Here is an 18,408-nt window from a genome sequence, read left to right as displayed (position 1 = left end):
CGTTCGACGGGCCCCGAGGTGACCGCCTGGCGGCTCGCGCCGCTGACCGCCGAGCGCGTCCCCGCCCTGGCCGCCTGCCATATCGCGAGCTGGCGCGAGGCCTACGACAGCCTGGTCCCCGCGCACGTGCTGGCCGGTTTCGACCTCGACCGCTCGATCCTCACCTGGGAGCGCCGCCGGGCCGGGGGCGCCCACCGCATTCCCGTCGCCCTGGCCGGTGCGGAGCTGATCGGGTTCGCCGCCGCGAGCGCGCACGAACTCGACGCCCTGTACGTCCGCAGGGCCTGGCACGGCACCGGTGTCGCCGACGCGCTCATCGACGCCGCCGCGCCGGACTCGCCGTGCACGCTGTGGGTGTTCGCGGACTATCCGCGCGCCCACGCCTTCTATCGCAGGCACGGCTTCGCCGACACCGGCGTGTACCGGGTCGACCCGTTCACCCTGCTGCCCGAACAGCTGTGGCGCCGCGCCACTCGCTAGGGTGACGCCATGAGTAGCGCCACCGAATCGGTTCCCGCCGTCCAGCTCGTGGACGGCGTCCTGCAGTTGACCATCGCCACCGCCGCGGCGGGCACGTCGATGGACTTCGACCTGATCAACGCGGGCACCGCCGCCCTGCGCGAGCTCGACCCCTCGGTCGGTGCCATCCTGCTCACCGGCGCGGGCCGCAATTTCTGCGCGGGCGGCAATGTCGTGCACTTCGCCGCCGCCGAGGACCGCGGCGCCTTCCTGCATGAACTGGCCACCGAGCTGCACGACTTCGTGCGCGCCCTGGACGCGGCCCCGGTGCCGGTCGTCGCGTCGGTGCACGGCTGGGCCGCGGGCGCGGGCATGAGCCTGGTGCTCGGCGCCGACATCGCGATCGGTGGCCCCTCGACCAAGCTGCGCCCGGCCTACCCGGGCATCGGCCTGAGCCCCGACGGCGGCATGTCGTGGCTGCTGCCGCGCATCGTCGGCAGCAACCGGGCCGCCGAGATCCTGCTCACCGACGCCGTGCTCGACGCCGAGGAGGCCGTGCGGCTGGGCATCCTGAGCCGCCTGGTCGCCGACGACGAGGTCGGCGCCGAAGCGCTGAAGGTGGCCAAGAGCTTCGTCACCGGACCGCGCACCACGTACGCGACCATGAAAAAGCTGCTGGCCCAGTCGCCCACGGCGACCCTGGACCAGCAGCTCGACGCGGAACGCGACAGCATCTCCGCCGCCGCGAACGGCCCCATCGGCCAGGAGGGCGTCAACGCCTTCGTGGCCAAGCGCAAGCCCGACTACCTCGGGCTCGGCTGAGTCCCACCCGACCACAATGGGTGTTCGGCCGCCTCGCCCCCGAGAAGCGAGACGTCACGCCGCAGGCGGAGTATCGCTGCTCGGGGGTGAGGCCCAAGGGGCCGAAAACCCCCGCGGCGCCAGCCGCCTAACACACAGCACCGAGGGCGCTGAAGGTGTTCTGCAGGATGCAGGTCACCTTCGCGTTCACGCCGGAGGAGATGGTGGAGGTGCCGGTGGAGGTCCATTCCTCGCCGACCTGGGTGGTGGCCACCGGCGCGGCCTGCTCGTCGTAGGGCTGCAGTGCCAGGCCCGCGGCGGAGGCCGAGGCCGCGCCCGCGGTGAGGGCGGCGGCCACGGCGGCGGTCGCGACGGCGGCGCGGAGGGTCGTGCTGTGCATCGGGTTGTGCTCCTTCATCATTTTCTTCTGGTGCGGACGGCACCCCGGGTCAGGGCAGCCGCCAATCGACTGGTTCGGCGCCGAGTTCGTCGAGCAGTTCGTTGACCCGGGAGAAGGGCCGCGAACCGAAGAACCCGCGCGAGGCGGACAGCGGGGAGGGATGGGCCGATTCGATGTAGGGCACATCGGCCTCGGCCAGGGTCGGCTTCAGCGAACCCGCGTCGCGTCCCCAGAGCACCGCGACGAGCGGTTCGTCCCGGGCGACCAGCGCGCGGATGGCCTGCTCGGTGACGGCCTCCCAGCCCTTGCCGCGATGCGAGGCCGGGGTGCCCGGGGTGACGGTGAGCACCCGGTTCAGCAGCAACACACCCTGATCCGACCACGGGCTCAGGTCACCGCAGCGGGGCGTATCGAAGCCCAGGTCCTTGGTGTACTCGGCGAAGATGTTGGACAGACTGCGTGGCACGGGCGAAACATCCGGCGCGACAGAGAAACTCAGCCCCATGGCGTGGCCGGGGGTCGGGTACGGATCCTGGCCGACGATCAGCACCCGCACCGCGTCGAACGGCCGCTGGAACGCGCGTAACACGTTCTCCCCGGCGGGCAGATAGCCGCGGCCCTCGGCGTTCTCCGTGCGCAGGAACTCGCCCATCTCGCTGATGCGGTCGGCGACCGGTTCCAAGGCCCGGGCCCAGCCCGGATCGATGATCTCCGACAGTGGTTTGGCACCCATGACCGCACAACCTATCGTTTCTCGCCGACAGGCGCGGCGCCGGACCCGTGGAAGGATTCCCAGCCGGTGCCGCCGGTCGGCGCGGCACCGTCGACGGTGACGCCACTGCCTGCGCCGACGGTCCCGATCGGCCGCCAGCCCGGCGGCAGCGCGGTGCCCGCGGGCCAGGTCCCGGCGAAGGCATGATCCTCGCCACCGGCCAGAATCCATTGCGCCGCATCGGCATCGAGCAGCCGGGCCACCGCGTCGAGATCCGGGTCGGCCAGCGCGGTGCCGGTGATATCTATCGCCACGCCCGAGGCCCGCGCGAGATGGCCGAGGTCGGCGAGCAGCCCGTCGGAGACATCGGTGAGCGCGGTGGGCCGCACACTGCCGAAGACATCGAGCACCGCGGCATAGGGCGGCTGCGGCACGCGGTGCGCGGCCAGGGCCCGCGTGAAGGCCGGATCGGCGGCACCGGCCGACAGCACCGCCAGCCCGGCACCGGACCAGCCGAGTTCGCCTGCCACCGCGACGATGTCACCCACCGCGGCGCCGGCGCGGGTGATCGCGGCCTGGCCGCCGAGGTCGCCGAACGCCGTCACCGAGATCACCAGCTGCTCACTGTGCACGAGGTCGCCGCCCACGATCGCGCCGCCCGCGCGTTCCGCCTCGGCCCACATGCCGTCGGTGATCTCCTCGAGCACCGTGACCGGGGTGTCGCCGGGGCAGCCGAGCGCGACCACGAAGGCGCTCGGGCGCGCGCCCATCGCCACCACGTCGGCCGCGTTCTGCGCGATCGCCTTGCGCCCGATATCGGTGGGCGTCGACCAGTCGAGCCGGAAGTGCCTGCCCTCGACGAGCATGTCCGTGCTCACCACGAACCGCCCGTCGGGCGCGGCCACCACTGCGGCGTCGTCGCCGGGACCCAGCAGGACCTGCGCACCCTGCTGCCTGCCCGCGGTGATCCGGTCGATCACCGCGAACTCGCCGACCTCCCGCACCGTCCGCGCCCGGCTGTCCTCGCTGATGACCGGCCCCTTCCCGCTGTGCTGCCGCGCTGACGAAATCGACCCGACGGTACCCTTTCGGAGGCGATCGGGCACCACCGACGGTGCTTCCGATACCACTGAGCGGAAGGACCTCACGGCTATGGCGGTGGATTCGTCGGACCCGAACGAGCGCGACGAGACGGCAGGCGCGGACACTCCCGCGACCGACGCCGCCGACCCGCAGTCGCCGGATCAGAGCAGCGACGCGTCAGCGGAGACCGCGGCCACCGAAACGTCCGCCGACGCCATCGAAACGAAGTCGACCGCCGACTCGGGCTCCGACCCAGACCTGGACGCGGACGCGGACTCAGGCTCGACGCCGTACTCCCCCGCGCTGATCGCCACCGCCGTCGCCCTGCCGGTCGTGCTGGTCGTCGGCGTCCTAGTCGCCGCCTTCATCGCCCTGCGCGCCCCGACCGAACGCGAGCCACTGGCCCTTGGCCCCGTCCCGGCCCCCGCCCAAGACGGCCCCGCCTGCCACGCGCTGCTGCCCGCACTGCCCGCCGAACTCCCCGGCAACGGCGAGACCTACACCAAGTCCACCCTGCACGAGCCCGCCCCACCGGCCACCCGCGCCTGGCAGCTCGCCGACGGCGGCGACCCGATCGTGCTGCGCTGCGGCCTGGACCGCCCGCTCGAATTCAACCGTGCCTCCGCCCTGACCGTCATCGACGGCGTGAAATGGTTCCAGGTCCGCGACGAAGTCGCGCAGACCGGCACCTGGTTCGCCGTCGACCGGGAGACCTACATCGCCCTGACCGTCCCCGACAACTCCGGCACCGGCCCCATCCAAACCATCTCCGAAACCATCAACGCCACCCTCCCCGCCCAGGAACCAACTCCCGGCGAGCTGTAATTTTGGCGGCTGGCGCCGCGGGGTTTTCGGCCCCTTGGGCCTCGCCGCCGAGGGGCGATACTCCGGCTGCGCCGTTACGTCTCGCCCCTCGGCGGCGAGGCGGCCGAAAACCCGTGGTGGTTGAGTAGAGAACCGGTGGTGGTCGAGTCTCAGCGCAGGCCGGTGCCTCGGGCTACCGCGGTCTCGATGAGGGTCGAGACCAGGGTCGGGTAGTCGATTCCGGTGGCCTCCCACATGCGGGGGTACTGCGAGATCGGGGTGAAGCCGGGCATCGTGTTGATCTCGTTGATCACCGGGCCGTCCTCGGTGATGAAGAAGTCGACGCGGGCCAGGCCCTGGCAGTCCAGGGCGCGGAAGGCGCGCACCGACAGGTCGCGGATCTGCTCGGCGATGTCGTCGTCGAGCTTGGCGGGTACGTCGAATTCGCAGACGTCGTCGAGGTATTTGGTGGCGAAGTCGTAGAACTCGGGCGCGGCCGCGTCGGCGTCGGGCATCCGGATCTCGGAGACCACGCTGCCGCGCACCTGGCCGTCGGCGAATTCCAGCACGCCGCACTCGACCTCGCGGCCGACGATGCCCGCCTCGACGATCACCTTGGGGTCGTGTTCGCGCGCGGTCGCCACGGCGGCGTCGAGCGCGGCCCAGTCGGTGATCTTGGTGATGCCGATCGAGGACCCACCGCGCGCGGGCTTGACGAAGGCGGGCAGGCCGAGCAGATCGCGCTCGGCCTCGGTCAGCGTCGCGGACCCGGGACGCAGCACCACCTGGGTGCCGACCGGTAACCCATCGGCCGCCAGCAATTTCTTGGTGAACTCCTTGTCCATGCCCGCCGCGCTGGCCAGCACGCCCGCGCCGACGTACGGCACCCCGGCCAGTTCGAGCATCCCCTGCAGGGTGCCGTCCTCACCGAACGGGCCGTGCAGGATCGGGAAGACCACATCCACGCGCCCGAGCGCGGCCGCCGGATCGTCGAGCGCCACCAGCGCGCCCGCCCGGCCCGGGTCGGCTGCCAGCGTCAGCGCGGTGCCCGCGGCATCGACCGCGGGCAGCGCGTCGTGGCTGAGCTCGAGCTGACCGATCCCCTCGGCCAGCACCCAGCTGCCGGTGGTGGTGATGCCGATCGGCACCACCTCGTAGCGGGCGGGATCGAGGTTGCGTAGCACGCTGCTCGCCGAGACACACGAGACGGCGTGCTCGCTGCTGCGCCCGCCGAAGACCACAGCTACCCTGATCCGGTTCGTCATGACCGTCAACTTAGTGGGTTCGCGCCGCTACAGCGGTATCGACCTCACTCCGGCTTGATCTTTCTGCCGAGCAGGCTGTCGACGGCCTCGTTGACCGAAAGTCCCTCGTGACACACCCGGTGCACCGCGTCGGTCAGCGGCATCTCCACCTGGTGCGCGGCCGCCAATGCCCGCACCGATGTGCACGACTTCACACCTTCGGCCACCTGCCCATTGGTCGCCTCCTGCGCGGCCCGCATCGAACCGCCCGAGCCGAGCACGTACCCGAAGGACCGGTTGCGCGACAGCGGCGAGGTACAGGTGGCCACCAGATCGCCCACCCCGGCGAGTCCGGCCAGGGTCACCGGCTGCGCGCCGAGCGCCACCCCGAGCCGCATGACCTCGGCCAGCCCGCGGGTGATCAGGCTGGCGACAGAGTTGTCGCCCAGGCCCATTCCCGAGGCGATGCCACAGGCCAGCGCGATGACGTTCTTGCACGCGCCGCCGATCTCGGCCCCGATCACATCGGTATTGGTGTACGGCCGGAAGTACCCGGTGGCGCAGGCCCGCTGCGCGACCCCGGCCCGCTCGCTGTCGGTACAGGCGATCACGGTGGCCGCGGGCTGACGTTCGACGATCTCGTGCGCCAGATTCGGCCCCGACAACACCGCGATCCGGCTCGCCTCGGCCCCGGTGACCTCCGCGATCACCTGACTCATCCGCAGCAGCGTGCCGGTCTCCACGCCCTTCATCAGGCTCAGCAGCGTGGCGTCGGCGCCGATATCGCCCTTCCACGCCTCCAGATTCGCCCGCAGCGACTGCGACGGGACCACCAGCACCACCAGATCCGCGCCGTCCAGCGCGACCCGGTGATCGTCGGTGGCCCGCACCGGCGGCAGCTGGACCCCGGGCAGATAGAACGGATTCTGGTGCTCGGTGTCGAGCGCCCGCGCGACCTCGGCGCGTCTGGCCCAGATCGTGACCTCGGTCCCCGCCTCTGCCAACACCTTCGCGAACGCGGTGCCCCACGACCCCGCACCCATAACCGCCGCCCTCGTCATCAGCCCAATATGCCATGTAAGGATGGACGGCATGCGTTCGCACACCGTGCATGCCGTGATGGCGGTCAAGCACATCGGCCGGGCCAAGAGCAGGCTGGCCGAGGTACTGACCGCCGAGCAGCGCGGGCAGCTCGTCCTGGCCATGTTCGCCGACACCGTCGTGGCCGTCACGGCAGTGCCGGAGGTGTTCTCGCTGACCGTGGTCACTCCCGATCCGCGCGTCGCGGCGCGCGCAGGCGAACTCGGCGCGCACGTGCTGGCCGAGCCAACCGGCGCCGCGGATCCGCTCAACGCCGCCCTGGCCGCGGCCGCCCGGGACGTGCGCGATCGGTACGGTCCGGTCGCGCTGCTCGCCGTGCAGGCCGACCTGCCCGCCCTGCGCCCGGCCGAACTGACCGAACTGCTCACCGCCGCCCCCGACGGCGCCCGCTCGGTGGTGATCGATCACACCGGGACCGGCACCGCCGCACTACTGGTGCGCGACCCCACCGCCGCACTGGACCCACGCTTCGGCGCCGATTCCGCTCGCGCGCACCGCGCCCAGGGCGCGCACCCACTGCCCGGACACTGGCCGGGCCTGCGTCACGACGTGGACACCCCCGCCGACCTCGCCGCCGTGCGCGCCCTCGGCGTCGGCGCGTACACCGCGACCGTGCTGCGCGAATTCGGCCTGACCGATCCGCGAAGTGATCCGGTTCGCACCGTGTGCTGACCCGAGTCCCCGCCGAGCGCGGATCGGATCAACCGGACAAGTGTCATGCTGCGGACTGCCCGGTCCGTAGGGGATGATCGATGACGTGAGCGATACGGAAACGATCAAGCCGCAGCCCCCGCTTTCCCCGCCACCTGCCGCCGCCGCGGCCACGGGCGGTGACGCGGCCACGCACCGATTGCCCCGGGATCGCTACCTCAACCGCGAATTGAGCTGGCTGGACTTCAATGCCCGGGTCCTGGCCCTGGCCGAGGACGCCTCGCTGCCGTTGCTGGAACGTGCGAAATTCCTGGCGATCTTCGCCTCGAATCTCGACGAGTTCTACATGGTGCGGGTGGCCGGGCTCAAACGCCGTGCCGAGACCGGACTATCGGTGCGCTCGGCCGACGGCCGCTCCCCCTCCGAGCAGCTGGAGATGATCACCGCGCGCGCCCAGGAACTGGCGGTGCGCCACGCGAACGTCTTCCTCGACGAGGTGAATCCGGCGCTGGCCCGCGAGGGCATCGACATCATCGGCTGGGCCGACCTCGACGACGAGGAACGCCACCGGCTTTCGGGCTACTTCACCGACCAGGTCTTCCCGGTGCTCACCCCGCTGGCCGTCGACCCGGCGCACCCGTTTCCCTACATCTCGGGCCTGAGCCTCAACCTCGCGGTGACGGTCAAGGACATCGGCACCGGCGGCGAGCACTTCGCCCGCGTGAAGGTGCCCGACAATGTCGACCGGTTCGTGCGCGTACGCCGCACCGAGGCCCCGTCGGCGATCGCGGCCTTCCTGCCCATGGAAGACCTCATCGCCGCGCACCTGGACCTGCTGTTCCCGGGTCTGACCGTGGTGGAGACACATTCGTTCCGGATCACCCGCAACGCCGACTTCGAGGTCGACGAGGACCGCGACGAGGACCTGCTGCAGGCGATGGAACGCGAACTCGCGCGCCGCCGCTTCGGCAAGCCGGTGCGTCTCGAGGTCTCCGACGACATGACCGAGCACATGCTCGAGCTGCTGCTGCGCGAGCTCGAGGTCGACCCGGCCGATGTCATCCAGGTGCCGGGCCTGCTCGATCTGTCCTGCCTGTGGCAGGTCTACGGCGTCGACCGGCCCGAACTCAAGGACGCGCCCTACGTTCCGGCCACCCCGGCCGCCTTCGGCGAGCGCGAGACCCCGCGCAATGTCTTCTCCGCGCTGCGCGAGGGCGATGTGCTGGTGCACCACCCCTACGACTCGTTCTCCACCAGCGTGCAGCGCTTCATCGAGCAGGCCGCCGCCGATCCGCAGGTGCTGGCGATCAAGCAGACCCTCTACCGCACCTCGGGTGACTCCCCGATCATCAACGCGCTCATCGAGGCCGCCGAGGCGGGCAAGCAGGTGGTCGCCCTGGTCGAGATCAAGGCCCGCTTCGACGAGCAGGCCAACATCAAGTGGGCCCGCGCGCTGGAACAGGCGGGCGTGCACGTGGTCTACGGCCTGATCGGCCTGAAGACGCACTGCAAGACCTGCCTGGTGGTGCGCCGCGAGGGTTCCACCATCCGTCGCTACTGCCACATCGGCACCGGCAACTACAACCCCAAGACCGCGCGCCTCTACGAGGACGTCGGCTTGTTCACCGCCGCACCGGAAATCGGGGCGGATCTGACCGACCTGTTCAATTCGCTGACCGGTTACTCCCGCAAGGAGGACTACCGCAATCTGATGGTCGCCCCGCTCGGCGTGCGGGCCGGGATCGTCGAACGCATCGACCGCGAGATCGAATTGGCGGGCCAGGGCACCCCCGCGGGCATTCGGATGAAGGCCAACGCCATCGTCGACGAGCAGATCATCGACGCCCTCTACCGCGCCTCGCAGGCCGGGGTGCCCGTCCAGATCGTGGTGCGCGGCATCTGCGGGCTGCGCCCGGGCGTGCCGGGGCTCAGCGAGAACATCGAGGTGCGCTCGATTCTCGGGCGCTTCCTGGAACACTCCCGGATCCTGCAGTTCCGGGCCCAGGACGAGACCTGGATCGGCAGCGCCGACATGATGCACCGCAATCTGGACCGCCGGGTGGAGGTGATGGTGCAGGTCAAGGACGGCAGGCTCACCGACCAGCTGGGCGCGGTCTTCGATTCCGCGCTCGACCCGATGACCCGCTGCTGGGTCCTCGGCCCGAACGGCACCTGGCAGGCCAGCCCGAGCGACGCCGCGGCCGACCAGGTCCGCGACCACCAGCAGTTCCTGATGCGCCTGCGCAGGCCCGATCAGCCGTGACCATGCGAGATCCCCAGGTGCTGCCCAATATCCACGCGGCGGGCGCGGTCCTGTGGCGGCCGGGCGCCGATGGCCCGGAGATCGCCGTGATCCACCGGCCCAAATACGGCGACTGGTCGCTGCCCAAGGGCAAGCTCGACCCCGGTGAGACCCCGGTGGTGGCGGCGGTGCGCGAGGTCGGCGAGGAGACCGGCCTGCCGTGCGCGCTGGGCCGCTATCTGGGCCATGTCACCTATCCGATCCCGGGGCACCGCCAGCTCAAGCGGGTCGACTACTGGGCCGCCGAGGCCGCGGCCGGGGAATTCACCGTCAACGCCGAAGTCGACCAGCTGCGCTGGTTCCCGCTCGACCGGGTGATGGACCAGCTGTCGTATCCGATGGACCGCCAGGTGGTGCGGATGTTCGCCCGGCTGCCCGCCCGCACCCGCACGGTGCTGCTGGTGCGCCACGGCAAGGCGGGCAAGCGCGCGGCCTGGGACGGCCCCGACGCCCTGCGCCCCTTGGAAGCGGCCGGTCGGCAGCAGGCCGAGGCGCTCACCCCGAACCTGTTGGCGTTCGGCGCATCCGAGATCCATTCGGCCGATCCGCTGCGCTGTATCCAAACCGTGACCCCGTTGGCGGAGCGGCTGAACGTCGAAATCAATTGCGAGCCAATGTTTTCCGAGCAAGGTTACGATTCAGCGAAAAGCGCGGCCCGGCAACGATTTCTGTCGTTGATAACAGATCGGGGTGTGCCCACGGTGTGCAGTCAGGGCGGGGTGATTCCCGATCTGACGCAGTGGCTGGCACAGCGCAGCGGACTGACGCTGCCCCCGGCGCGCAATCGCAAGGGCAGTGTGTGGGCATTGTCGTTCGTCGCGGACCGATTGGTCGCGGCCGACCATATGGACCGTTCGCTGTCGACGGGAATCGTCACCGCCTGAATCGCGCGACCACCCCCGAGAAGCCGAAACGGCCCCGCGGAAAGCGGGGCCGTTCTCGGTCCAGTGGTGGGTGATGCGGCCTACGTGCACATTCCCCGACCCGATCCTGCTGCGGCAGGATCAACGAGCACGACGGGCAGCAGTCTTCTTAGCAGCAGTCTTCTTGGCAGGGGCCTTCTTGGCGGCGGTGGTCTTCTTGGCCGCCGTGGTCTTCTTGGCGGCGGTGACCTTCTTGGCCGGCGCCTTCTTGGCCGCGGTCACTTTCTTTGCCGCCGTGGTCTTCTTCGCGGCGGCCGTCTTCTTGACCGCTGCCTTCTTGGCCGCCGTGGTCTTCTTGGCGGCGGGTGCCTTGGTGGCTGCCTTGCGGGCGGTGGTCTTGGCCGGACCCTTCGACGGCGTGGCCTTCTTGGCCGCCGTCTTCTTGGCCGCGGTCTTCTTGGCCGCCGCCTTCTTCGCCGCCACCGGGGCGTTCACGCCACGCTTGACGGCGGGGCCGGACGCGGCCAGCTTCTGCTTACCCGCGATCACCGCCTTGAACTGCGCACCGGGCCGGAAGGCGGGGACCGAAGTGGCCTTCACCTTCACGGTTTCCCCGGTACGCGGGTTTCGGGCAACCCTGGGGGCACGCTTGCGCTGTTCGAACACACCGAAACCGGTGATGGTGACGCTCTGACCTTTGTGCACGGCACGGACGATGGTATCGACCACGTTCTCGACAGCCGCGGTAGCCGTACGCCTGTCCGTACCCAACTTTTCGGTCAGAACGTCGATCAGTTCCGCCTTGTTCATTGAATCCTCCGCAGACTAATGGCCCGTCGTCGGACCGACTAGGTACCACGGTAAACCCAGTTTGAGCAAGAGTCTATGTGCCACGCCAAAATTCATGTGGTTTAGCACACGTCCAGCTACCGCCCCCAGGGAAGCGCCACCAATCGTTCGGCGGTGATTACGCCTGCGAAATAGGCTCCGGCAGCGTCACGGGTTTCCATGACGGCCTTCCCTTTTCGAACTCGCCGATGACGTCGGCCCGGCGCAGCGTCAGCCCGATGTCGTCCAAACCCTCCAGCAGACGCCAGCGCGTGTAGTCGTCAATATCGAACGGCAACACGACGGTTCCCGCCGTCACGGTACGTGCGGTCAGGTCGACAACCAATTCGAGGCCGGGCTGTTCCTCGATCAGCTTCCACAGCATTTCGACATCGTTCTGTGACATCTGCGCGGCCAGCAGACCGCCCTTACCCGCATTCCCCCGGAAGATGTCGGCGAAACGCGAGGAGATGACCACCCGAAAGCCGTAGTCCGACAGCGCCCACACGGCGTGCTCCCGGGAGGATCCGGTACCGAAATCCGGGCCCGCCACCAGGACGCTGCCGTGCCGGTAGGGCTCGGTGTTGAGAATGAACTCCGGGTCGGCGCGCCAGCCCGCGAACAGGCCGTCCTCGAAACCGGTGCGAGTCACGCGCTTCAGGTAAACGGCGGGGATGATCTGGTCGGTATCGACATTGGACCGGCGCAGCGGGACCCCGATGCCTTTGTGAACGGTGAAGGCTTCCATAACGATTCTCCTACAGATCGGCGGGCGAGGACAGGGTGCCGCGGACCGCGGTGGCGGCCGCGACCAGGGGCGAGACCAGGTGGGTACGGCCGCCCTTGCCCTGCCTGCCTTCGAAATTGCGGTTCGAGGTGGACGCGCAGCGCTGGCCCGGTTCCAGCTGATCGGGATTCATGCCCAGGCACATCGAGCAGCCTGCCTGGCGCCATTCCGCGCCCGCGGCGGTGAAAATCTCGCCGAGTCCTTCTTTTTCCGCCTGCGCGCGCACCCGCATCGACCCGGGTACGACCAGCATTCGCACACCCTCGGCGACGTGGCGGCCCTTCAAAACATCGGCCACGGCGCGCAGATCCTCGATCCGGCCGTTGGTGCAGGAACCGACGAAAACGGTGTCCACGGTGACCTCGCGCAGCGGCATTCCCGGCGTCAGGTCCATGTAGCGCAAGGCCTTCTCGGCGGCGTCGCGCTCGCTCTCGTCGGCGATCTGGGCGGGGTCGGGCACCGTCTCGCCCAGCGGCAGGCCCTGACCCGGGTTGGTACCCCAGGTGACGAACGGGGTCAGCGCGTTCGCGTCGATGTGGACCTCGGCGTCGAATTCGGCGCCCTCGTCGGTACGCAGCGCGTCCCAGGCGGCCACCGCGGCCGCCCAGTCGGCCCCCTGCGGCGCGTGCGGACGGCCCTTCAGGAATTCGTAGGTCACCTCATCGGGGGCGATCATGCCCGCGCGGGCACCGGCCTCGATGGACATGTTGCAGATCGTCATCCGCGCTTCCATCGACAGCTTGCGGATCGCCTCGCCGCGGTACTCCAGAACATAGCCCTGGCCGCCGCCGGTGCCGATCTGGGCGATCACCGCCAGGATCAGGTCCTTGCTCGTGACGCCGGGCGCCAATTCGCCGTCGACGGTGATGGCCATCGTCTTGAACGGGCGCAGCGACAGCGTCTGGGTGGCCAGCACGTGCTCCACCTCGCTGGTGCCGATGCCCATGGCCAGCGCGCCGAACGCGCCGTGGGTGGAGGTGTGGCTGTCGCCGCACACCACGGTCATGCCGGGCTGGGTGAGGCCCAGCTGCGGGCCGACCACGTGCACGATGCCCTGCTCGGTGTCGCCCATCGGGTGCAGCCGCACGCCGAACTCGGCGCAGTTGCGGCGCAGCGTCTCCACCTGGGTGCGCGAGACCGGGTCGGCGATCGGCTTGTCGATGTCGACGGTGGGGACGTTGTGGTCCTCGGTGGCGATGGTGAGATCGGGGCGGCGCACCGGCCTGCCCGCTGCGCGCAGCCCGTCGAAGGCCTGCGGGCTGGTCACCTCGTGCACGAGGTGCAGATCGATGTAGATCAGGTCGGGTTCACGGGAGGAACCTTCGCCGTCGCCGGGGACGACGACGTGCTGGTCCCACACCTTCTCGGCCAGTGTGCGGGCGCGCTCGGCCATTGCTTGATCACCTTTCGACGGACATACTTGGAATCTCAACATTTGAGACGTTAGTATCGTTCTATGAGACAGCATAGCGGTATCGGTGTCCTCGACAAAGCCGTGGCGGTGCTCTACGCCGTCGCGGACGAGCCATGCGGCCTCAACGACCTGTGCACCCGGACCGGCCTGCCGCGCGCCACCGCGCACCGGCTGGCGGTCGGGCTGGAGACCCATCGGCTGCTGGCCAGGGACGGCAGCGGGCTGTGGCGCCCCGGGCCCGCGCTCACCGAGCTCTCGGCCGGGGCCGCCGACCCACTGGTGGAGGCCGCGGGTGCCATTCTGCCCCGCCTGCGCGAGATCACCGGCGAGAGCGTGCAGCTCTACTGCCGCGACGGCAATGCCCGGGTCTGCGTGGCCGCGCTGGAGCCGCCGGTGGGCCTGCGCGACACCGTGCCGGTGGGTTCGCGGCTGCCGCTCACCGCGGGCTCGGCGGCCAAGGTGCTGCTCGCCTGGGCGGACCCGGAGCAACAGCGCACCGTGCTGGCCGACGCCGTGTTCGGCGATCGGGCGCTGGCCGAGGTCCGTAAGCGCGGCTGGGCCCAGAGCGCCGCAGAACGCGCCCAGGGCGTCGCGAGCGTGTCGGCCCCGGTGCGCGACGCCGCGGGCGTGGTGGTGGCCGCCGTGTCGGTCTCCGGCCCGATCGACCGGATGGGCCGTCGTCCCGGCGCGCGCTGGGCCGCGGATCTGGTCGCCGCCGCCGAGGCGCTGCACAAGCGGTTGTGAAACAAGAAAGACCCCCGGTCGAATATCGACCGGGGGTCTTTCTTTGTAGCCCCGACGGGATTTGAACCCGCGCTACCGCCTTGAGAGGGCGGCGTCCTAGGCCGCTAGACGACGGGGCCAGGACGATCTCACCGAAGTGAAACCTTGCTGGGGTACCAGGACTCGAACCTAGAATGGCTGAACCAGAATCAGCTGTGTTGCCAATTACACCATACCCCAAGGATGGAAACGCCCGACCTCCGTTCCACCGAGTGGTTGTCGGTGTTGCGAGGCCGTGTTCCGCGGCGAGAAGAAGATTACCAAACACTACGGGGTAAACTACAAATCGCCTGGTCAGAGGCCACTTTTCGGCCGTTTTCGGGCAATCTGAGCGGCCCGGGCGGACGCGGTACGAGACCACGGCCGCCCGGCACCGGCTACTCCGCCGCGGGCGCCCAGCCACGCGCCGCGCGCAACCGCGCCAGCGAGAGCTCGCGGCCCAGCAGTTCCATCGACTCGTAGAGCGGCGGGCTGATGTGCGAGCCCGTCACCGCCACCCGCACCGGCGCGAAGGCCTTACGCGGCTTGAGCCCCAGATCCTCGATCAGCGCCTTCTTCAGCGCCTCCTCCAGGGCGGCCGTGGTCCACTCACCCAGCGGCTCCACCGCGGCCAGCGCGGCGTCGAGCACCGGATCGGCATCGGCACCCAGGTTCTTGGCGCCTGCCGCCGCGTCGATCGCGAACTCCGCGGGCGCGACGAACAGGAATCTCAGCAGGTCCCAGGCGTCGGAGAGCACCACGATCCGGGTCTGCACGAGTTCGGCGGCGGCCAGGAAGGTCTTCTCATCGATCTCCGCGCCGATATGACCCTGCGCGGTCAGGAACTCGCGCAAACGGTGGCCGAAATCACCCGGCTCGAGCAGGCGAATCTGCTCGGCATTGATCGCGTCGGCCTTCTTCTGGTCGAAACGAGCCGGATTGGAATTCACCGTCGAGATATCGAATGCCGCCACCATCTCCGCCATGGAGAAAACATCGCGGTCCTCGGCGATACTCCAGCCGAGCAGCGCGAGGTAATTCAGCAAACCCTCGGGAACGAATCCGCGATCGCGATGCAGGAAAAGGTTGGATTCCGGATCGCGCTTGGACAGTTTCTTGTTGCCCTGGCCCATCACGAACGGCAGGTGACCGAACTCCGGGGTGAAGTCGGCGACCCCGATACGCTGCAGCGCGGCATACAGCGCGAGCTGTCGCGGGGTCGAGGAGAGCAGGTCCTCACCGCGCAGCACGTGGGTGATCTTCATCAACGCGTCGTCGACCGGATTCACCAGCGTGTAGAGCGGATCGCCATTTCCCCGGGTGAGCGCGAAATCGGGCACGGTACCGGCCTTGAAGGTGGTTTCCCCGCGCACGAGATCATTCCAGGTGAGATCTTCGTCGGGCATCCGCAACCGCACCACCGCGGGGCGGCCCTCGGCTTTGTACGCCGCGATCTGCTCGGCGGTCAGGTCCCGGTCGAAATTGTCGTAGCCCAGTTTCGGGTCGCGACCGGCGGCGCGATGCCGGGCCTCGACCTCCTCGGGCGTGGAGAACGCCTCATAGGCCTCCCCGGCCGCGAGCAGCCGGGCGACCACGTCCAGGTGCTGGTCGCGGCGCAGCGACTGCCGGTAGGGCTCGTAGGGCCCGCCCACCTCGGGACCCTCGTCCCAGGTCAGGCCCAGCCAGCGCAGCGCGTCCAGCAGCGCGCGGTAGGAATCCTCGGAATCGCGCGCGGCGTCGGTGTCCTCGATGCGGAACACAAAGCTGCCCCCGTGGTGGCGCGCGTACGCCCAGTTGAACAGCGCCGTGCGGACCAGGCCCACGTGCGGCGTCCCGGTCGGCGACGGGCAGAAACGGACCCGTACTTCAGTCATGACTCTCTTCTCCGCTGTCTCAGCGCTTGGTGGCAACAGGATTGGTGAGGGTGCCGATGCCCTCGACGGTGACCGACACGTTCTGCCCTGCCGTCAGCGGGCCGACGCCTTCCGGTGTGCCGGTGAGGATCACATCGCCGGGCAGCAGCGTCATCACCGAGCTGATCCACTCGATGATCGTCGGGATGTCGTGCAGGAACAGCGACGTGCGGCTGCGCTGGCGGACCTCGCCGTCGACCTCGGTGGTGATCTCCAGATCGCCGGGGTCGAGCGAGGTTTCGATCCACGGGCCGAGCGGGCAGAACGTGTCGTAGCCCTTGGCCCTGGTCCACTGGCCGTCGTGCCGCTGCTGGTCACGGGCGGTGACATCGTTGGCGACGGTGTAGCCCAGGATCACCTCGGCGGCCTTGGCGGCGGGCACGTCCTTGCACGGCCGCCCGATCACCACGGCCAGCTCGCCCTCGTAGTCGACCTGAGACGAGCTGGGCGGCAGGATGATCGGCGCGTTGGGGCCGACGATGGCGGTGTTCGGCTTGAGGAAGATCACCGGGTCGACCGGCGCCTCGCCGCCCATCTCGGCCGCGTGAGCGGCGTAGTTCTTCCCGACGCAGATCACCTTGCTCGCCAGAATCGGCGCCAGCAGGCGGACGTCGGCCAGCGGCCAGCTCCGCCCGGTGTACGTCGGCGAGCCGAACGGGTGTTCGGCGATCTCCTTGGCGACCGCGTCACCGCCGTCGCCGTCGATGCTGACGAACGCGACTCCATCGGGACTGGCAACTCGACCTAAGCGCATGCCCCGGAGTCTATCGAGGCGCGCCCACCTGCCCGAACGCGCCCGGGACGCGGCACCACCCGGTCGATAGCCACGACACCGGAGTGCGAGTGAACTCACATCGATGTGATTCGAAGACATTGCCCGCCTGCGAATTTCGCCCGCTTGTCCGCGCGCACCGCGTGTGATCTGTCAGACACCTGTTCCGGGGGCAACAATCGACGGTCAGCGGTGTAGCGTGATCTTCGTTGTTCACAACATGAGACATCAATCTCATATATTGAGACGCAATCGTGCAATCCGAGCGAGGTGGGAATCGTGACGCAGGCGCACCCGGCACCCGAGGTGACCCGAATCGGTAGCGGCAGACGCTGGTTCATGCTCGCGCTCGGCGTCTTCGCCCAGACCGCCAGCTCGATGTTCATCCACGGCACCCCGTTCCTGCTGCCCGCGCTCACCGCCCGCGGCGACTCACTGGCCGCCGCGGGCGCGCTGGTGGCGCTGCCCACGGTCGGCCTGGTCTGCACCTTGATCGCCTGGGGCTATGTCGTCGACCGGATCGGCGAGCGGGTCGTGCTGGTGGCGGGCACGCTGGTGATGTTCGCCGCCGGGATCGGCGCCGCGCTGGTCGACAACGCGATCGTCTTCGGCGCGCTGTTGCTGCTGGGCGGGGTGGGCGCGGCCAGTTCCAACGGCGCCAGCGGGCGGGTGATCGTCGGCTGGTTCCCGCCCGACCGGCGTGGGCTGGCCATGGGCATCCGCCAGACCGCGCAGCCGCTGGGCGTCGGTCTGGGCGCGCTGAGCATCCCGTGGGTCGCCGAGCACCACGGCATCCCCGCCGCGCTGCTGGTCCCGGCGATCATGGCCGGGCTGGCGGCGATCGGCTGCCTGGCCGGCATCGTCGATCCGCCGCGTCCGCCGACCGCGGCCGCCGACCGCGCCAACCCCTACCGGGGCTCCTCGACGCTGTGGCGCATCCACACGGTCTCGATCCTGCTGGTGGTCCCGCAGGCGACCCTGTGGACCTTCGCGCTGCTGTGGCTGCACCGCGATCTCGGGTGGTCGCTGGCCGCGGCGGGCGCGCTGATGACCGTCACCCAGTTCCTCGGCGCCGCCGGGCGCATCGGCGCGGGCGCGTGGTCGGACCGGGTCGGCAGCAGGCTGACCCCGCTGCGCCAGGTCGCCGTGGCCGCGGTCGTCGCCATGGCGGCGCTGAGCCTGGCCGCCTGGACCGGTTGGTGGTGGGCCGCGATCCCGCTGCTGGTCGCCGCCTCGGCCATCTCCGTCTCCGACAACGGCTTGGCCTTCACCGCCGTCGCCGAGATCGCCGGCCCCTTCTGGAGCGGCCGCGGCCTCGGCATCCAGAACACCGGACAGAACCTCGTCATCGCCGCCATCCCCCCGGTTTTCGGCGCCTTCATCACCGCCACCGGCTTCCCCGCCGTCTACGCTCTAGCCGCCGTCGCCGCCGCGGCCGCCATCCCCCTGGTCCCCCGCGATTCATCGAAGTAGACCGTCCCGCAGCCGTTTTCGTCACAGTGGCGAAAACGG

The 18,408-nt window shown here is 69.6% G+C and carries 18 protein-coding genes and 2 tRNA genes; 8 read left to right on the top strand and 12 right to left on the bottom strand.

The genetic code is table 11. The features are described 5' to 3' along the window. Positions 1–18: 18 nt before the first annotated feature. Positions 19–480 (top strand): GNAT family N-acetyltransferase, encoded by a 462-nt coding sequence (locus WA675_RS02120; protein ID WP_336081394.1) that lies wholly within the window; start codon positions 19–21, stop codon positions 478–480. 9 nt (positions 481–489) lie between these two features. After that, entirely contained in the window at positions 490–1,281 is a 792-nt protein-coding gene (locus WA675_RS02115; RefSeq protein ID WP_336081393.1) for an enoyl-CoA hydratase/isomerase family protein, read from the top strand. Between the two features lie 127 nt (positions 1,282–1,408). Here WA675_RS02115 and WA675_RS02110 read toward each other — a convergent pair whose 3' ends face one another. From WA675_RS02110 to WA675_RS02100, 3 genes are read right to left on the bottom strand one after another with little or no spacing between them, the layout of a single operon-like run. Beyond that, positions 1,409–1,660 carry a hypothetical protein gene (locus tag WA675_RS02110; protein ID WP_336081391.1) on the bottom strand — a complete coding sequence of 84 codons (252 nt, stop codon included), beginning with the start codon at positions 1,658–1,660 and terminating at the stop codon, positions 1,409–1,411. A gap of 49 nt (positions 1,661–1,709) precedes the next feature. Continuing rightward, positions 1,710–2,393, bottom strand: a complete 684-nt coding sequence (locus tag WA675_RS02105; RefSeq protein WP_336081389.1) for a uracil-DNA glycosylase — start codon at positions 2,391–2,393, stop codon at positions 1,710–1,712. A gap of 11 nt (positions 2,394–2,404) precedes the next feature. Continuing rightward, positions 2,405–3,403, bottom strand: coding sequence for a thiamine-phosphate kinase (locus WA675_RS02100; RefSeq protein ID WP_442945550.1), 999 nt, complete (start codon positions 3,401–3,403; stop codon positions 2,405–2,407). A 121-nt stretch (positions 3,404–3,524) separates the two neighbouring features. Here WA675_RS02100 and WA675_RS02095 point away from each other — a divergent pair, with 121 nt between their 5' ends. After that, complete coding sequence (locus tag WA675_RS02095) at positions 3,525–4,280, top strand: DUF3515 domain-containing protein (protein WP_336081387.1); 756 nt, start codon at positions 3,525–3,527, stop codon at positions 4,278–4,280. 149 nt (positions 4,281–4,429) lie between these two features. Here the strand turns inward: WA675_RS02095 and WA675_RS02090 are convergent, their stop codons facing one another. Beyond that, positions 4,430–5,524 (bottom strand): D-alanine--D-alanine ligase family protein, encoded by a 1,095-nt coding sequence (locus WA675_RS02090; protein WP_336081385.1) that lies wholly within the window; start codon positions 5,522–5,524, stop codon positions 4,430–4,432. Positions 5,525–5,568: 44 nt separating this feature from the next. Next, complete coding sequence (locus WA675_RS02085) at positions 5,569–6,564, bottom strand: NAD(P)H-dependent glycerol-3-phosphate dehydrogenase (protein ID WP_336081384.1); 996 nt, start codon at positions 6,562–6,564, stop codon at positions 5,569–5,571. A 31-nt stretch (positions 6,565–6,595) separates the two neighbouring features. On the opposite strand from WA675_RS02085, the gene cofC reads away from it, so the two are divergent. The 3 genes from cofC (at position 6,596) to WA675_RS02070 (ending at position 10,441) form a co-directional block, all read left to right on the top strand. Then, the gene (cofC, locus tag WA675_RS02080; RefSeq protein WP_336081382.1) at positions 6,596–7,276 is read left to right on the top strand and encodes a 2-phospho-L-lactate guanylyltransferase; all 681 of its coding nucleotides are present in this window, start codon (positions 6,596–6,598) and stop codon (positions 7,274–7,276) included. Positions 7,277–7,349: 73 nt separating this feature from the next. Next, positions 7,350–9,518, top strand: a complete 2,169-nt coding sequence (locus WA675_RS02075) for an RNA degradosome polyphosphate kinase (RefSeq protein ID WP_336081380.1) — start codon at positions 7,350–7,352, stop codon at positions 9,516–9,518. A gap of 2 nt (positions 9,519–9,520) precedes the next feature. After that, entirely contained in the window at positions 9,521–10,441 is a 921-nt protein-coding gene (locus tag WA675_RS02070) for an NUDIX hydrolase (protein ID WP_336081379.1), read from the top strand. A 120-nt stretch (positions 10,442–10,561) separates the two neighbouring features. Here the strand turns inward: WA675_RS02070 and WA675_RS02065 are convergent, their stop codons facing one another. The 3 genes from WA675_RS02065 to leuC form a co-directional block, all read right to left on the bottom strand. Beyond that, the gene (locus WA675_RS02065) at positions 10,562–11,230 is read right to left on the bottom strand and encodes an HU family DNA-binding protein (RefSeq protein WP_336081378.1); all 669 of its coding nucleotides are present in this window, start codon (positions 11,228–11,230) and stop codon (positions 10,562–10,564) included. A gap of 157 nt (positions 11,231–11,387) precedes the next feature. Further along, positions 11,388–11,996: a 3-isopropylmalate dehydratase small subunit gene (gene leuD / locus WA675_RS02060; RefSeq protein ID WP_336081376.1), complete on the bottom strand. Its 609-nt coding sequence runs from the start codon at positions 11,994–11,996 to the stop codon at positions 11,388–11,390. A gap of 10 nt (positions 11,997–12,006) precedes the next feature. Next, entirely contained in the window at positions 12,007–13,428 is a 1,422-nt protein-coding gene (leuC, locus tag WA675_RS02055; protein ID WP_336081374.1) for a 3-isopropylmalate dehydratase large subunit, read from the bottom strand. 63 nt (positions 13,429–13,491) lie between these two features. Between leuC and WA675_RS02050 the strand changes: the two genes are divergently transcribed. After that, positions 13,492–14,193 (top strand): IclR family transcriptional regulator, encoded by a 702-nt coding sequence (locus WA675_RS02050; protein ID WP_336081372.1) that lies wholly within the window; start codon positions 13,492–13,494, stop codon positions 14,191–14,193. A 46-nt stretch (positions 14,194–14,239) separates the two neighbouring features. On the opposite strand, the gene WA675_RS02045 is transcribed toward WA675_RS02050, so the two are convergent. The 4 genes from WA675_RS02045 to WA675_RS02030 form a co-directional block, all read right to left on the bottom strand. Next, a tRNA-Glu gene (locus WA675_RS02045) sits at positions 14,240–14,312 on the bottom strand. Between the two features lie 28 nt (positions 14,313–14,340). Continuing rightward, positions 14,341–14,412: transfer RNA gene (locus WA675_RS02040), tRNA-Gln, on the bottom strand. 197 nt (positions 14,413–14,609) lie between these two features. Beyond that, positions 14,610–16,085 carry a glutamate--tRNA ligase gene (gene gltX, locus WA675_RS02035; RefSeq protein ID WP_336081370.1) on the bottom strand — a complete coding sequence of 492 codons (1,476 nt, stop codon included), beginning with the start codon at positions 16,083–16,085 and terminating at the stop codon, positions 14,610–14,612. A gap of 19 nt (positions 16,086–16,104) precedes the next feature. Further along, positions 16,105–16,878, bottom strand: a complete 774-nt coding sequence (locus tag WA675_RS02030; protein WP_336081368.1) for a fumarylacetoacetate hydrolase family protein — start codon at positions 16,876–16,878, stop codon at positions 16,105–16,107. Positions 16,879–17,235: 357 nt separating this feature from the next. Here WA675_RS02030 and WA675_RS02025 point away from each other — a divergent pair, with 357 nt between their 5' ends. Further along, positions 17,236–18,369: an MFS transporter gene (locus WA675_RS02025; RefSeq protein WP_336081844.1), complete on the top strand. Its 1,134-nt coding sequence runs from the start codon at positions 17,236–17,238 to the stop codon at positions 18,367–18,369. Positions 18,370–18,408 lie beyond the last annotated feature (39 nt).

Source organism: Nocardia sp. SSK8, from assembly GCF_037034205.1.
Taxonomy (GTDB): domain Bacteria; phylum Actinomycetota; class Actinomycetes; order Mycobacteriales; family Mycobacteriaceae; genus Nocardia.
The sequence above is the reverse complement of the archived record's forward strand: the minus strand, read 5'-3'. Positions and strand labels throughout refer to the sequence as shown.

Excerpts from the sequence above, each read along its gene's own strand:
- WA675_RS02115 (WP_336081393.1), top strand. The coding sequence starts at position 490 with ATGAGTAGCGCCACCGAATCGGTTCCCGCCGTCCAGCTCGTGGACGGC.
- WA675_RS02110 (WP_336081391.1), bottom strand. The coding sequence starts at position 1,660 with ATGCACAGCACGACCCTCCGCGCCGCCGTCGCGACCGCCGCCGTGGCC.
- WA675_RS02105 (WP_336081389.1), bottom strand. The coding sequence starts at position 2,393 with ATGGGTGCCAAACCACTGTCGGAGATCATCGATCCGGGCTGGGCCCGG.
- WA675_RS02095 (WP_336081387.1), top strand. The coding sequence starts at position 3,525 with ATGGCGGTGGATTCGTCGGACCCGAACGAGCGCGACGAGACGGCAGGC.
- WA675_RS02090 (WP_336081385.1), bottom strand. The coding sequence starts at position 5,524 with ATGACGAACCGGATCAGGGTAGCTGTGGTCTTCGGCGGGCGCAGCAGC.
- WA675_RS02085 (WP_336081384.1), bottom strand. The coding sequence starts at position 6,564 with ATGACGAGGGCGGCGGTTATGGGTGCGGGGTCGTGGGGCACCGCGTTC.
- cofC (WP_336081382.1), top strand. The coding sequence starts at position 6,596 with ATGCGTTCGCACACCGTGCATGCCGTGATGGCGGTCAAGCACATCGGC.
- WA675_RS02075 (WP_336081380.1), top strand. The coding sequence starts at position 7,350 with ATGATCGATGACGTGAGCGATACGGAAACGATCAAGCCGCAGCCCCCG.
- WA675_RS02070 (WP_336081379.1), top strand. The coding sequence starts at position 9,521 with ATGCGAGATCCCCAGGTGCTGCCCAATATCCACGCGGCGGGCGCGGTC.
- WA675_RS02065 (WP_336081378.1), bottom strand. The coding sequence starts at position 11,230 with ATGAACAAGGCGGAACTGATCGACGTTCTGACCGAAAAGTTGGGTACG.
- leuD (WP_336081376.1), bottom strand. The coding sequence starts at position 11,996 with ATGGAAGCCTTCACCGTTCACAAAGGCATCGGGGTCCCGCTGCGCCGG.
- leuC (WP_336081374.1), bottom strand. The coding sequence starts at position 13,428 with ATGGCCGAGCGCGCCCGCACACTGGCCGAGAAGGTGTGGGACCAGCAC.
- WA675_RS02050 (WP_336081372.1), top strand. The coding sequence starts at position 13,492 with ATGAGACAGCATAGCGGTATCGGTGTCCTCGACAAAGCCGTGGCGGTG.
- gltX (WP_336081370.1), bottom strand. The coding sequence starts at position 16,085 with ATGACTGAAGTACGGGTCCGTTTCTGCCCGTCGCCGACCGGGACGCCG.
- WA675_RS02030 (WP_336081368.1), bottom strand. The coding sequence starts at position 16,878 with ATGCGCTTAGGTCGAGTTGCCAGTCCCGATGGAGTCGCGTTCGTCAGC.
- WA675_RS02025 (WP_336081844.1), top strand. The coding sequence starts at position 17,236 with ATGCTCGCGCTCGGCGTCTTCGCCCAGACCGCCAGCTCGATGTTCATC.